The sequence below is a fragment of the Acinetobacter sp. WC-141 genome (genome assembly GCF_000313935.1).
GTDB lineage: Bacteria > Pseudomonadota > Gammaproteobacteria > Pseudomonadales > Moraxellaceae > Acinetobacter.
In genome coordinates this window covers 109,613-124,158 of sequence record NZ_AMSS01000001.1, presented here as the reverse complement: position 1 = coordinate 124,158, position 14,546 = coordinate 109,613, and the positions used below count along the sequence as shown (strand labels likewise).

The 14,546-nt window shown below is 38.9% G+C and carries 10 protein-coding genes and 1 pseudogene; 6 read left to right on the top strand and 5 right to left on the bottom strand.

Annotated elements, in window-relative coordinates; translation table 11 throughout:
• Positions 1-2,766, bottom strand: a pseudogene (locus ACINWC141_RS00550) (ESPR-type extended signal peptide-containing protein); the annotation flags it as partial.
• A gap of 872 nt (positions 2,767-3,638) precedes the next feature.
• On the opposite strand from ACINWC141_RS00550, the gene lon reads away from it, so the two are divergent.
• The 4 genes from lon (at position 3,639) to ACINWC141_RS00530 (ending at position 9,024) form a co-directional block, all read left to right on the top strand.
• Entirely contained in the window at positions 3,639-6,068 is a 2,430-nt protein-coding gene (gene lon / locus ACINWC141_RS00545) for an endopeptidase La (protein ID WP_009386562.1), read from the top strand.
• Between the two features lie 307 nt (positions 6,069-6,375).
• Entirely contained in the window at positions 6,376-6,855 is a 480-nt protein-coding gene (gene rlmH, locus ACINWC141_RS00540) for a 23S rRNA (pseudouridine(1915)-N(3))-methyltransferase RlmH (RefSeq protein WP_009386579.1), read from the top strand.
• Positions 6,856-6,967: 112 nt separating this feature from the next.
• Positions 6,968-7,744: a DODA-type extradiol aromatic ring-opening family dioxygenase gene (locus ACINWC141_RS00535; RefSeq protein WP_009386606.1), complete on the top strand. Its 777-nt coding sequence runs from the start codon at positions 6,968-6,970 to the stop codon at positions 7,742-7,744.
• A 170-nt stretch (positions 7,745-7,914) separates the two neighbouring features.
• Positions 7,915-9,024, top strand: a complete 1,110-nt coding sequence (locus tag ACINWC141_RS00530; RefSeq protein WP_009386613.1) for an META and DUF4377 domain-containing protein — start codon at positions 7,915-7,917, stop codon at positions 9,022-9,024.
• Positions 9,025-9,079: 55 nt separating this feature from the next.
• Here ACINWC141_RS00530 and gdhA read toward each other — a convergent pair whose 3' ends face one another.
• On the bottom strand, positions 9,080-10,483 hold the full coding sequence (gene gdhA, locus ACINWC141_RS00525) for an NADP-specific glutamate dehydrogenase (protein WP_081399961.1): 1,404 nt from the start codon (positions 10,481-10,483) through the stop codon (positions 9,080-9,082).
• 272 nt (positions 10,484-10,755) lie between these two features.
• On the opposite strand from gdhA, the gene ACINWC141_RS00520 reads away from it, so the two are divergent.
• Together ACINWC141_RS00520 and nth are read left to right on the top strand one after the other, a co-directional pair.
• Positions 10,756-11,547, top strand: coding sequence for an RnfABCDGE type electron transport complex subunit B (locus ACINWC141_RS00520; RefSeq protein ID WP_009386616.1), 792 nt, complete (start codon positions 10,756-10,758; stop codon positions 11,545-11,547).
• Positions 11,548-12,237 carry an endonuclease III gene (gene nth, locus ACINWC141_RS00515; RefSeq protein WP_009386547.1) on the top strand — a complete coding sequence of 230 codons (690 nt, stop codon included), beginning with the start codon at positions 11,548-11,550 and terminating at the stop codon, positions 12,235-12,237.
• Between the two features lie 37 nt (positions 12,238-12,274).
• On the opposite strand, the gene ACINWC141_RS20640 is transcribed toward nth, so the two are convergent.
• From ACINWC141_RS20640 to ACINWC141_RS00505, 3 genes are all read right to left on the bottom strand, one after another.
• Entirely contained in the window at positions 12,275-12,412 is a 138-nt protein-coding gene (locus ACINWC141_RS20640) for a hypothetical protein (protein WP_009386495.1), read from the bottom strand.
• A 71-nt stretch (positions 12,413-12,483) separates the two neighbouring features.
• Positions 12,484-13,137, bottom strand: a complete 654-nt coding sequence (gene adk, locus ACINWC141_RS00510; RefSeq protein WP_005303386.1) for an adenylate kinase — start codon at positions 13,135-13,137, stop codon at positions 12,484-12,486.
• A gap of 86 nt (positions 13,138-13,223) precedes the next feature.
• Positions 13,224-14,537 (bottom strand): DUF445 domain-containing protein, encoded by a 1,314-nt coding sequence (locus tag ACINWC141_RS00505; protein WP_004793941.1) that lies wholly within the window; start codon positions 14,535-14,537, stop codon positions 13,224-13,226.
• Between the last annotated feature and the right edge of the window lie 9 nt (positions 14,538-14,546).

The following is a 14,546-nucleotide window of genomic DNA, read 5'->3' as shown; positions in this document are numbered from 1 at the left end:
TCAAGGTCGTGTTGCCAGTCGTTACGCTGTCAAACTTCGAATCTTTTAACAATTCAATCTGAATACCGTCTTTGGTCGTGCGGGTAATAACATTCTCACCACTGGTTTTAGCCTCTGGCGTTGAAGCTGCTGCTCCACCCACAATATTTAGCTTCTCACCTAGTTTACGGTGTACATCAGCACCACTATTACCAGCAAAGTTCAAGCCCTTGTTTTCAAGCTCGCTCTTGGTACTGTCAATCTTGGTGTTTAGTTCGGTTTTGGTATTCGTAATCGTATTGTTCAGCTCAGACTTGGTGTCTGTAATCTGGGTCGTGAGCTGATCTTTCGTATTATTTAACTTGGTGTTGGTGTCCGTGATCTGGTTGCCCAAATCTTTCTTGGCATCATCTAAGTTTTTATTTGTGTCTGTGATTTTGTTACCCAAATCAGTTTTTGTATCATTAAGCTTTTGATTTAAATTCGTAATATTTTGGGTATTTTGATTAACACGACCATCAACATTTTTAAGCTGACGAACTGTAACCGCATCTGAATCTGCTGACCCATCTTCAACATTGGTAACACGGCGCTCTTTTCCTGCGGAACCAACAGAAATCACACCATTAGACATAGATGCGTCACGATTGGTAAGAAATGAATTTCCTTTAGCTTGGGTTGCAACAGCATCTTGACCAAGCGCAACACTATTTTCAGCTTCTACCCGGCTACGTGCACCTAACGCAACACCACCACTCACCATAGACTGAGCATTTTGGCCTACAGCAACAGCATTTTCTTGATCAGCAATTGCACCACCACCAATTGCGGCTGAGTTTTTACCTGCAGCTTTAGCATCTTTACCAATAGCTGCTGCATTGTCACCAGTTGCTTGAGCACCGCTACCAATTGCAGCTGAGCTATTTCCAGTTGCTTTCGCCCCTTCACCAGGGTTGTTACCTGAACCAATTGCGGTTGAATTTGTACCAGAAGCGAATGAGTTAATCCCCATTGCCGAAGCACCATCACCAGTAGCTTGTGCAACAGCACCAAATGCAGCAGCGCCTTTACCAGAAGCATTTGACATGACACCAAATGCAGAGGAAACATCGCCAGTCGCTTTAGAGGTCATACCAAAAGCAGAAGAAAATGCTCCTGTACCTACAGCCTGAACACCAACAGCAGTTGATCCATGATTGGCTTCTGTTGTTGGATATTCACCAGCTTTAAGTACTCCACCCGTAATTTCAGTATAAGTTTTACTTAATTCAGCATCACGCGCGATTTTATCAACATCATCGCCACCAATTGCCACAGATGAGTTACCACGGGCAATCACGTCTGCACCAATCGAAATAGACTGATCTCCAATTGCTTTGGTCTGATCACCAATCGCAATCGATTGATTACTATTGACTCCTTCAGCACCTTTAGTCGATGCGTTACGGCCAATAGCCACATCACCACGACCTACGGATTGGCTACTACTTCCCATTGAAATAGCACCAGAACCTGAAGCTTGTGCATTCCCACCTACTGCTACTGCATCGCGCCCCTTTGCAGAAGCATTAACACCCACAGCAATAGAATTAAGTCCAGTAGCGCCATCATTGTCAAAGTTCCCGCCTTGCTGGCCATAATCATTAATACTGACATAGTGGGTACGAGCAGCTTTGAGCTGACGAATTGTAGCGGCATCTGAATCAGCCGCCCCATCCGCAACATTCTGAATACGGCGTTCATTACCAACGTCACCAACAGACAATACACCAGTTGATGCAGCTTTTTTAGTTAAAAAACTTGTACCAGTTGCTTGAGTTGCCTTTGAATCTTTACCCAGAGCAATACTATTTTCTGCTTCTGAACGAGCCCCTTTACCAATGGCAACCCCACCTTCATAAGCTGCTTCAGCTTGGTCACCAATTACAATGGCATTATCTTTTTGAGCTTTTGCCCCAGTACCAATTGCTACTGACTTTTTACCTTTTGACTCTGAAAAAGCACCAATCGCTAAAGCATTTTCTTCTGTAGCAAAGCACCACCACCAAATGCAATTGAATCTTTACCTGTGGCTTTCGTTGCCATTTTAGGTTGATAAGCTGCACCAGCTTGCCCAGCCACAGCATCTGCATTTTCAATATCAGGTGAACCAATAGCAATTGAGCGATAACCTTCTGCTGTTGCAGAGTGACCAATCGCTAAAGACCCTTTACCTGTCGCCGCTGCTACATTACCAATTGCTTGTGAAAAATCAGCAGTTGCAGCTGACTGACGCCCAACTGCAAGAGCTGTGTTTCCAGAAGATAATGCTCCCGTACCAATGGCAACCCCTGAAATACCTTGAGTCGTTGCATAAGAACCAATTGCGGTTCCCAAACCTTTCTCAACTACGGCTCCCGTACCAACACTTACAGATCCGCCTTGTTTAAGTGCTCCCGCATAAGGGCCTGTTGTATTGTTATATGGATTATTACGGTTTGCAATATTAGAGCTTGTTCTATCTTGAGTTTGAGCTCCACAACCAATTGCAATATCTTTTGTATTTGCAGTATTAGCACTACCCTCACGACAAGAAGTAGTACCGGAAATAGAGGTTCCTGCCCCAAGTCCTCCCTCTGTATTTGTCGCGGCAAAAGCAGTAGCAGAAAAACTAATTGCTCCCACCAAAATAACAGCTGATACATTTAAAGTTTTTGATTTAGTCTTTGTTTTACCTTTCGCAAGTTCAGATGTTGCAACCCATGCTCCGATCGAAGCATTCCAAACTACTTTATATACTTTATTCATAAAACTTCTCAGACAAATATCAAAAACAAGGACTCCTAAAAATGTTGTTAAAAACATTTTTAGTTTTTTTGTGAGCGGAAAAAAGAGGCGGCATCCTAATGGAATAAATTTTCAAGGTAAATGTAGAGTTGAGGAAACAGAGTAAAAACGAGATGTATATCACAAAATTATGGAATTAATATAAACAATAAGCACTTGATTATTATTAAAAAAAGATAAATAAAGACTAAAATGTATCTATATGTTAATATTTAGTAACACTTAGTAACACTTAGTAACAATAGAATATATACTCTAAAAAATTAAAAGTTAATAACTTAAGTTGGTTAATATAAATAATTTATTCTCAAATTATTATACAAATGTTCTTTTAATTAAAATATTTAATTTTATATATTATTAAAAAATAAAAAACCTAAAAATATATGCACTACAGATGATTTATTATCCCCAGCATTAGAATATATACTCTAAAAATTATTAATTAAGATTAAGCAAAATAATAAATTTTAAATACGCTATTTTAATGATTGTTATAAATTACCCTAAAGACATCTATAAACTATTTATTACAGCACTAGCTACATTCTTCTATACTGATTTTTCATTCAACAAAAACTATTAAAGAAGCCCTCTAAGCACATGAATTTAATAAAAATATAGATCAGATCATTGAATTCATATGCTTTATTAATATCAAAATAGTTTTATTGTTTACCTCTTTTAAACCAATGATTTTATTATTTTTTCAAAAAAAGTTGACTAAATTAGTCATTTTTTCCACATTTTCTATAGAGAGGCCCTTGTAATTTTTGAAATACACATCACTATAAAAAACATGGCAACCTCGTTGTCACTCATTAGGAGTGCCCATGTCTGAACTTATTATGAATGAAAAAACTGACTTAGAGCCTCAGGTTCCAAGTGTATTACCACTTTTAGCGTTACGTGATGTAGTGGTCTATCCACACATGCAAATTGCGTTATTCGTGGGTCGTGAAAAATCGATCAATGCAGTTGATGTGGCTCGTAACAGTGACAATTTAGTATTTGTAGTTGCGCAAAAAGATTCGCTTACAGAAGATATTGATCACGATAACCTTTATCAGTATGGAACTGTCGCCAAGATTGTCCAAGTCGTAAATCATGAGAATGATGAAAACTGTATCAAAGTACTGATTGAAGGGTTACAGCGCTCTAAGCTTGAGAAAATTATCGATGAAGATAGCCATTTGACAGCTGAACATAGCTTAAGTCCAATGACAATTAACGTAGATAAAGCTACTCAAGAAACTCGTTTACAAGAGTTACGTACTTTATTTGCTCAATATGCTGAAGCAAAATTACGTAATGCACGTGAACTAGTTGCAGCTGCTAATAAAATTGAAGACTTGCTACAGCTTATGTTCTTCGTCGCAACACGTGTGCCTCTAAATATTGAAATTAAACAAAAGTTTTTAGAGCACGATGAATTTGAAGCACATTTGCAAGAGCTTATGAGCTACTTGGTGAATCAATCTGCTGAACAGCAAATTGAACAGACTTTGCATGACAGCGTAAAACGCCAAATGGAAAAAAACCAACGTGAATACTTTCTAAATGAAAAAATGAAAGTCATTCAACGTGAACTTTCTGACATGAATGGTGGAGCTGAAGATGACGTTGCTGAAATAGAAAAACGTCTTGCTGAAGCTGATTTACCTGAACATGTACGCAAAAAAGCCGAAGCTGAATTCCGTAAGCTTAAAGCAATGCAACCAGCATCTAGTGAAGCGGCTGTTGTACGCAACTATCTAGAAGTAATTTTAGATACGCCATGGAATAAAGCGAGCAAAGTCAGCATTAACCTTGCGAAAGCTCAAGAGATTCTTGATACAGATCACTACGGCTTAGATGACGTTAAAGATCGTATTGTTGAATACTTAGCTGTTCAGTCACGTGTTAAAAAACTCAAAGGTCCGATTCTATGTTTAGTAGGCCCTCCTGGTGTAGGTAAAACTTCACTTGGTGAATCTGTGGCTAAAGCAACAGGTCGTGAGTTTGTCCGTATGGCACTTGGTGGCGTACGTGACGAGGCTGAGATTCGTGGTCACCGTCGTACTTATATTGGTGCGATGCCAGGTAAAATCGTGCAGTCTTTAACAAAAGTTGGCGTGAAGAACCCATTGTTCTTACTCGACGAAATTGACAAGATGGCACAAGACTACCGTGGTGATCCTGCTTCTGCATTGCTTGAAGTATTAGATCCATCACAAAACAGTAAGTTCAACGATCACTATTTAGATCTTGATCTTGACCTATCTGAAGTGATGTTCATCTGTACTGCAAACAGCATGAATATTCCTGAGGCATTGCTTGACCGTATGGAAGTTATTCGTCTACCGGGTTATACCGAAGATGAAAAAGTTAACATTGCTGAACGTTACCTTGTTCCAAAAGCAATTAAGAACAACGGTCTACGTGCAAAAGAGTTAACAATTCATGAAGAAGCGATTCGTGACATTGTTCAACGCTATACACGTGAAGCTGGTGTACGTAATTTAGAACGTGAAGTGTCTAAAATTGCGCGTAAAGTGGTAAAAGAAGCAGTAAGTAAAAAGTCTAAAAACTTACAACTTGATGTAACTTCTGCCAATCTTCCAGAATACTTAGGTCCACATAAGTTTGACTTTGGTATTGCAGAAGATGAAGCGCAAGTAGGACGCGTCAATGGTCTAGCTTGGACATCTGTAGGTGGTGAGTTACTTACCATTGAAGTTGCAGCTGTAAAAGGTAAAGGTAAATTCATTACCACCGGTTCACTTGGTGATGTAATGAAAGAGTCTATTACTACAGCAATGACTTTAGTACGTACACGTGCCGATGAGCTAGGTATTGAAGCTTCTCGTTTTGAAGAAACTGATGTACACGTTCATTTACCTGAAGGTGCAACACCAAAAGATGGCCCATCTGCTGGTTTAGCGTTAACAACTGCCCTTGTATCAGCATTTACAGGTATTGCGATTCGTCCAGATATTGCAATGACTGGTGAAACAAGTTTAGGTGGTCGTGCAATGCGTATTGGTGGCTTAAAAGAAAAACTTCTTGCAGCACACCGCGGTGGAATCAAACTTGTATTTATTCCACAAGATAACATACGTGATTTGGCAGAAATTCCAGCCAATGTTAAAGAAGGTTTAGAAATCAAAGCTGTGAAAAGTATTGATGACATCTTGCCTTTAGCATTAACTGCGATGCCAAAACCTTTACCTAAAACACCGATTGTAAAACCGGTGGAAGGTTCAAAAGCAGCACGTCACTAATTAAAATATGAAAAAAGAGAGCTTCGGCTCTCTTTTTTTTGTTACACAATTTGATTGAAAAATATCCAACCATCCTCATAATAGGTATTAAGAGTATTTAATTAAATTAAGTGCTCTTCGTTATCTATTATTTTATAGATAGCCTTGTTTTTTTATTCTCTATGATCATCTGAACTCCAGACAGATGATCATTTGATCGCAGTCCAACACCGTTTTTTGGACTGCGTTTTTTATGCCTATTTTACTACCACGAACTTATCTTTTCCTCAGGTATAATGCGCAAGCTGTTTTTGAATGAATAGATAATATGAAAATTCGTATTCTGACCATTGGTCAAAAAATGCCTGCTTGGGTGCTCACTGGTTTTGAAGATTATTTCAAACGTATCCAACCTTTTGTTCAAACCCAAGTCATTGAACTTCCTATGGCCAAACGTGGTAAGAATGATTCAGAAGCAGATATTTTAAAATATTGTCAAATTGAAGGCGAAAGTATTTTAAATACATTAAAACCGAATGAAACTTTAATTGCTCTAGAGGTCGGTGGCCGAGAACTCAGCACAGAGAAACTGGCTGACACGATGAAACAGTGGATGCTTGAAGGCAATGATGTAGCACTTGCTATTGGTGGACCAGATGGCTTGTCTGATCAAGTACGTAAAGCTGCTGCATGGCATTGGTCACTCTCAAAACTAACCATGCCCCATCCTTTGGTACGTGTTTTATTAATTGAGCAACTATATCGGGCAATGACTATTAATCATAATCATCCCTATCACCGTGCATAAAAACAACAACCGTTTCATTTTAGGAACAATCCGTTGAAATCAGGATACTTTTATCATGTCCTGATTTTGGCATAATAACTATTATTCTGCTTTTCAACTCAGGTGTAATGCAATGGAACTACAAACCCTTCCCGGACTGTTTATTTCACATGGTTCACCCATGCTTGCACTTGACCCCGAACAAGTAGGACCTGCTCTACATCGTTTAGGTGAAAATCTTCCTACTCCAAAGGCAATCATTGTGATGTCTGCACATTGGGAGAGTAAAGCACTTGAAGTGAGTATTTCAACTCGTCCCGAAACATGGCATGATTTCCGCGGCTTTCCTAAAGAGCTCTATGAAATTCGCTACAGCGCACCTGGGCAGCCCGAACTCGCTGAAGAAATCTTAAAATTATTGGCAGATGCTCACTTTGTTGCACATGCCAATAGTACACGCCCTCGTGACCATGGCGTATGGATGCCTCTATTGCATATGTATCCTGATGCAGATATTCCTGTAGTCGAAATTTCTTTGCCAACGAATTTAAGCGCACAGGAAATTTACCGTATAGGACAAACTCTCGCGCCTTTACGTGATAAACAAATTTTACTGATTGGTTCAGGCAGTATTACTCATAATCTTGCAGAGTTATCTTGGCAAGGAGACAACTCTAAAGTTCCTGAGTGGGCTTCAACTTTTAGAAATACTGTTGTTAATAAACTTAACCATCAAGATTATGATGGCGTACTAGACTGGCAGTCATTGCCTTATGTAAAACGTAATCACCCTACTCTTGATCATTTTGCGCCTTTATTCTTTGCTATGGGCACAGGCAATCGCTTTACGATTGTTCACAGCAGCTTCACAATGGGCTCATTAGGTATGGATATCTATCGTTTTGATTAATTATTAGCTAATACCCCGTTTTTCGGGGTATACCATTATTTTTATTGAAAATTAGAATAACTTACAAACTTATACATTTTAAAAACCGAAACAATCAAATGTTTACATTTTATTTTTTTAAGAATGTTTTAAGCTTACTGCTGTTGTTTTTTTACTTGAAGTTTTTTTAAATGAAAATTAAATATTTAATTATTGCGTTGTTACCTTTTTCTTTGATGGCGTGTCAAACTGTTACGAATACTCCTGCTCCAATTGTATCTGAGCAACAACAAAACCTTGCAGCCACTTTAGGTGAATATGCTTGGACTTACCAAAATGTAAAAGCTTCTAAACCACTTGTCCTTAACTTTAATGCAGATGGCAAATTAGCAATCAATACGGGTTGTAATGGCCAAGGCGGTACTTGGAAAGTTGAGGGTAACCAACTTGTTACCTCTAATCTTGTTTCGACAATGATGGCTTGCCAAGATGATCTAATGAAACAAGAACAATTGTCGAATAGCATCTTTAATGAAGCAAAATTACCAATCGAAATTAGCAACAATAATGGTCAGGTGATTTTAAGCGTGACAGATAAAACTGGTCAAAAACATATTTTCCAAGGTCAAAAAGCTGTTAATACTCAAGCTTTAACAGACTACTCTTGGTCATATCAGCCTGAAAACACAAAAAAACCTATCGTTCTTAACTTTACTAATGACCGTTTATCTATCGCAACGGGTTGTAACCGCCAAGGAACAACTTGGAAAGTTGAAAACAATACCATCGTAACGGCTGACGTCATGTCAACTATGATGGCGTGTGAACCTGCTTTAATGAAACAGGAACAATTTTCTAGCAGCCTCTTCCAAAAGCGTGCTATTCCGTTTGAACTTAATACAACAAACGCTGATCAACCAACATTGACGGTATCTGATGCTCAAGGTCAAAAATATACCTTTACTGGTAAAATGACACCTGAAGCAAAATATCAATCTGAAGGAAAAACTGTTTTCCTAGAAGTAGCACCACAAACTAAGTCATGTACTGGTGTTGCACCACAAACTTGTATGCAAGTTCGTGAGATTAAATACGATGACAAAGGTGTTAAAACCTATGTAGACAAAAACTGGTCATTATATTATGGTCAAATCGAAGGTTTTGAACACAATCCAGACCAACGCGTAATTTTACGTGTAAAACGTTTTGAAGTGAAAAACCCAGCTGCTGACCAATCTAGTCAAGCAGATGTATTAGATATGGTTGTAGAGCAAGAACTAGTTAAAAAACCTAAAAAATAAGTTTTTAGACTAAAAAAATCCGATGCTTATGCATCGGATTTTTTTATTTCTATTTTTAGAAAATGCCTTGAGCAAGCATTGCATCGGCAACTTTTACAAAACCTGCAATATTGGCACCATCAACATAGTTAACAGTACCGTCTTCTTTTGTACCGTATCTTACACAATTGGCATGAATGTCTTTCATAATTGCATGTAAACGCTCATCAACCTCAGCATGTGTCCAGCTTAAACGAATTGCATTTTGAGACATTTCTAAACCAGACGTTGCTACACCACCCGCATTAGAGGCTTTTCCTGGCGCATACAAAATTTTAGCTTCGATAAAGTGTTCAACTGCTTCAAGTGTAGATGGCATATTAGCGCCTTCAGCCACACAAATTACACCATTCGCAATAAGCGTTTTAGCATCTTCACCTGTTAATTCATTTTGCGTAGCACATGGTAAAGCGATATCAACAGGAATATGCCAAGGTGTTTTTCCTTCAAAATATTCAAAACCATGTTTAGAAGCAAACTCGGAAATACGACCACGTTTAACGTTTTTCAGTTCCATTACTTCAGCAAGTAATTCATCTGTAAAACCATTTTTCACATAAACTGTTCCATTAGAGTCAGACAAAGTAACAACTTTTGCCCCTAAGAACATCGCCTTCTCTGCCGCATATTGCGCAACATTACCTGAACCTGACACAGAGACTGTTTTACCTGAGAAAGACTGTCCACGCGCTTTTAGCATTTCTTCTGCAAAGTAAACCGTACCATAACCAGTAGCTTCAGGACGCATTAAGCTACCACCAAATGAAATTCCTTTACCGGTAAAGACACAAGCGGTGTCATTACTCAGCTTTTTCATCATGCCTGCCATATAACCAACTTCACGTGCACCCACGCCAATATCACCCGCAGGAATATCCGTATTTGGTCCCAAATGACGGTACAGCTCAATCATGAGTGCCTGACAGAATCGCATAATTTCAGCATCAGATTTACCTTTAGGATCGAAATCTGAACCACCTTTCCCGCCCCCCATAGGCAATGTGGTAAGTGAGTTTTTAAAAGTCTGCTCAAAACCTAAAAATTTTAAAATTGATAGATTGACCGATGGATGGAAACGCATTCCACCTTTGAAGGGACCAATTGCTGAATTGTATTGAACACGGAAAGCTCGATTAACTTGAGTCTGACCTTGATCATCCATCCATGAAACACGAAATTGAATCACACGCTCAGGTTCAACTAAGCGTTCTAACAAACCCTGCTCTGCATATTCCGGATTTTTTTCAATAAATGGCCACAAACTCGTCATGACTTCTTCGACAGCTTGCAAAAATTCAGGTTGATGCGGATCACGCGCTTGCACGTAATTCAGGAATTCATTCAGATTGTTATATTTCAATGCACGGTCCTCAGCATAGTAATGAATTAAATTGGTGCAATACATTATTAAATGCATCATTTAGCAGCAAAATATTAAATCTCTTTCCATCAATTTTAACAATAGTTATTTTAAATTATTTTATTCACCTTAATTATCAAAAACTTATTTTTAGAAAAACTACTTAAAAATAAGAAATAGTAATTTAACTTTTCATTTTTATTGATCTATTATTGTGCAATATTGGCTACATTTTAGGTCAATTAAAAACCCGATAAATTCGTTAAAATCCATTGACCTTACTTAGCTTTTTCTTCATTATCGCATCGTTTTAACCAAGCTATTTGCCCCCTATGAATTCATCTATTTCTCTCATACGCGAGATTGATGCGTTATTACCACAAACTCAATGTGGTCTATGTGGACATCGTGATGGATGTCTACCCTACGCAAAGTCGATTGCTGAAGGTGAAGAAGCAAATAAATGTATTCCAGGTGGACAACCTGTTGCTGATGCACTCGCAAAACTACTCAATCGCTCTCCATTAACTGCTGAAAGTAGCGTATGGCCTATTCAAACAGATGGTCGCCCACAGCGAATGAAAGCGATTATTCGTGAAGATGAATGTATTGGTTGCACCAAATGTATTAGTGCTTGTCCTGTAGATGCTATTATTGGCAGTGGTAAGCTCATGCATACCATCTTGACCGACTTATGTACGGGTTGTGAGTTATGCATTCCACCTTGCCCAGTAGATTGCATTGATTTGGTTGAAGACACACAAGCTTTACCAAATGAACAACAACGCATCGCCGAACAAAATGATTTAAGACAACGCTATTACGCTCACATTCAGCGTGAAGAAAAGCGTCGCAGTCACCGAAAAGGTCCGGTGGTACGTGCTGAAATTGATACTCAACTGTTTGCGCAGTTTTCTCAGGCACTTGATGAATTACCTTCTATCCAGCTCATTGAGAAACCTAAAGAGACTGTGCCAACTGATGCTAAAACTACAATTGAGTTAGCTAAAATTCGTACACAAATTAAGAAACTGGAAAAACAGTTAAGTGTACGTGAAGATGCTAAAAAACGTCTTCAACTCGAAGAACTACAACAGCAACTCATGCAATTACAGGAGGTCTGAATGGCTGTCAAAAATATGACGAAAAAGCAGATTCAAATTTTCTTTGAACGCCTTCGCGAACAACGGCCTTCGCCTCAAACCGAGTTAAAATACTCATCTTCTTTTGAGTTACTTATTGCAGTTATGTTATCCGCTCAAGCCACGGACGTAAGTGTAAATAAGGCAACTGATAAACTCTACCCTGTGGCCAACACTGCTGAGAAAATCTATAACTTAGGCGTAGATGGGTTAAAGGAATATATTAAAACTATTGGGCTTTACAACGCTAAAGCTGAAAATGTCATTAAGACCTGTAAGATTTTAATGGAACAATTTAACGGCGAAGTTCCAAGCAACAGAAAAGACTTAGAAGCTTTACCGGGTGTCGGGCGTAAAACGGCCAATGTTGTTTTAAATACAGCTTTTGGACAGCCTACGATGGCTGTCGATACCCATATTTTCCGAGTGGGAAATCGAACTGGCTTAGCTGTGGGGAAAAATGTACTTGAAGTTGAGCACCGTTTAGTAAAGGTTATTCCTAAAGAATTTATTATAGATGCACACCACTGGCTCATCTTACACGGCCGTTATTGTTGTATCGCTCGTAAACCGAAATGTGCTGAATGTGTAGTTGCAGATGTTTGCAACTGGCCTGATCGCTTTGAATTTGGTGCACAAAAACAAATTGCTATTAAAAATATTGAAGCTTAAAAATAGGGTTGGGTATAGATAACATACCCAATCGAACTTACTTTAGACGTTTTTTCTCGTTACGCTCTTCTTTTGCTTGTTTTTGTACCTGTCTCAGCATTTTATAGCTCTGATAACCCAAAAATAAGACGAGTGCCAGACTTAGCAATACCACCAAAATCAATATGATTTTCATATTGTTCTCCTGCACTGAATGAAAGAAAAGAGCCCTCACAAAGAGGGCTCATTATCACAAACAATATTAAATTATTTGTCTAAGATGTTGAACAAATCTTTTTGTACATCTTCAATTGTACGCAAGCCATCAAGCTTGTCATAAGTTGGTGCATTCTCACCAGATGCAGCACGGCTTTGATAGAATCCAACCAATTGCTCAGTTTCTGTATGATAAGACGCTAAACGTTTACGGATTGTTTCTTCTTGGTCATCTGGACGTTGAACAAGATCTTCACCAGTTTCATCATCTTTACCTTCCACTTTAGGTGGATTGTAAACTGTATGATAAACACGGCCAGAAGCTGGATGCTGACGACGACCAGAAAGACGTTGTACGATTTCTTCGTCAGGAACATCAATTTCAATCACGTGATCAATGTTAATCCCTTCTTTTTCCAAAGCTTCAGCTTGTGGAATAGTACGTGGGAAACCATCGAAAATGCAGCCATTTACACAGTCAGGCTGAGCAATACGTTCTTTTACTAAACCGATAATAAGTTCATCTGAAACCAAACCACCAGATTCCATTACGCTTTTAGCTTTTAGACCTAATTCAGTACCTTCACGAATTGCAGCACGGAGCATATCACCGGTTGAAATTTGTGGGACATTGTAGCGCTTACAGATCAACTGAGCCTGAGTCCCTTTGCCTGCTCCAGGTGGTCCGAGTAAAATAATGCGCATAAAAAACATCCTCATTTAAAACAATGAATATGAAGTCCGGCAGAAAAAGTCTCGTTAATCTTCAATAGATCCTGCCCGACGTCGAATTATAAGAAAGCCACAAACAAATGTATTGTACCAGCAATAAATCCGGTTACCCCACCTAGTACAATAAGAATCCACTCATCCTCCTGAAATGCAGGACGCAATAGATTCTGAAACTCTTTTGGTGTCAGTTCGCGAATACGCTCTTTAAACATTTGAAAAATCTTCTGTGCCCGGCTTGCGTTCAGCGCTGGGTCACATACGGGTCCCATCGTAATTTCAATTGAACGATCAATCAAGTCCGTCTTTAATCTTGCATACTCTCTTGGCCCTAAAGAAAGCTGTAAAGATGTACGAACTAACGGTGTTTCCATAATTTCGTTAATATGACGCTTCACAATGCGGCGAGTTTTATCTTTACGCGGCCCGTACATCATTTCGGTCATAATCGATTTTAACGTAATTAGATCTTCTGTTACTACGCTTGAAAACACGTCAGAGACTTCTTCTTGACGCTTCATGAAAGCACCTTGGAAATTATAGGTCCCAATTCGAAGAACTGGCACAATCCAAGGAAACTTACGATCTTTTGTTAGTCTAAAAATCTGTGGGTAACGAATATAATGTGGTTCAATTGGATTAAATACCATCCAGATTGCAATCCAGTTGGTTAAAAAGCCCCAAATTGAAGCCCAAAACGGGACTGTCCAGTGCCAAGGTACAACAAACCAAACAATCATTTGGAAAATACCAAAGAACATTCCAATTAAAGCACTAATATGCCAAATAAAGTTGATTTCTTTTTGTCCAACTTTTAAGAACATGCGTACCATTAAACGGCGGTCACCTTCCATCTGGCTCACCACCATTTCACGCATATTAACCAGTGACTCGACGTTCATGGTCAGCTCAGTCACTAATTCTCTTAATACACCTGGTAATTGTTTATGCGCCTGTGCATAAATACGGCGTTTAATTGAATAAGGTAAGTTTTCCCAAAGTACAGCATTACGATCGATCATGACTTCATCAATCAGATGTTCAAGTTCAAACCCAACCTGCTCACCAATAATGCGTGCCATATCTTCAGGATCCATTGCTTCTAAAAATTCACGCAATGAACCTAACTTAGATAAAGTATTGTCGGTAATAATGCCCGAGATACGTCCAGCTTTACGTGGCACAATACCTTGCCAACCGACTGGTAGTGGACCTAAGTGGAATCCCCAAAATTTGATTGGGTAAAACACCATTTTTAAAGCCATCCACACGTGTGCCCATGTAACAAAGGCAGTAACTGGAATGATACTTAAAACGGCCCAAAAATCAGGTCTGTGTAAAAAGGTCTGCCACAATCCGCTGACGTACTCTAACATGTAAGACTC

What these genes read in the sequence shown, in the direction of transcription:
- ACINWC141_RS00535 (WP_009386606.1), top strand. Translation starts at nt 6,968, where the DNA reads ATGGAACTACAAACCCTTCCCGGACTGTTTATTTCACATGGTTCACCC.
- nth (WP_009386547.1), top strand. Translation starts at nt 11,548, where the DNA reads ATGGCTGTCAAAAATATGACGAAAAAGCAGATTCAAATTTTCTTTGAA.
- lon (WP_009386562.1), top strand. Translation starts at nt 3,639, where the DNA reads ATGTCTGAACTTATTATGAATGAAAAAACTGACTTAGAGCCTCAGGTT.
- ACINWC141_RS00505 (WP_004793941.1), bottom strand. Translation starts at nt 14,537, where the DNA reads ATGTTAGAGTACGTCAGCGGATTGTGGCAGACCTTTTTACACAGACCT.
- ACINWC141_RS00520 (WP_009386616.1), top strand. Translation starts at nt 10,756, where the DNA reads ATGAATTCATCTATTTCTCTCATACGCGAGATTGATGCGTTATTACCA.
- rlmH (WP_009386579.1), top strand. Translation starts at nt 6,376, where the DNA reads ATGAAAATTCGTATTCTGACCATTGGTCAAAAAATGCCTGCTTGGGTG.
- ACINWC141_RS20640 (WP_009386495.1), bottom strand. Translation starts at nt 12,412, where the DNA reads ATGAAAATCATATTGATTTTGGTGGTATTGCTAAGTCTGGCACTCGTC.
- ACINWC141_RS00530 (WP_009386613.1), top strand. Translation starts at nt 7,915, where the DNA reads ATGAAAATTAAATATTTAATTATTGCGTTGTTACCTTTTTCTTTGATG.
- adk (WP_005303386.1), bottom strand. Translation starts at nt 13,137, where the DNA reads ATGCGCATTATTTTACTCGGACCACCTGGAGCAGGCAAAGGGACTCAG.
- gdhA (WP_081399961.1), bottom strand. Translation starts at nt 10,483, where the DNA reads ATGATGCATTTAATAATGTATTGCACCAATTTAATTCATTACTATGCT.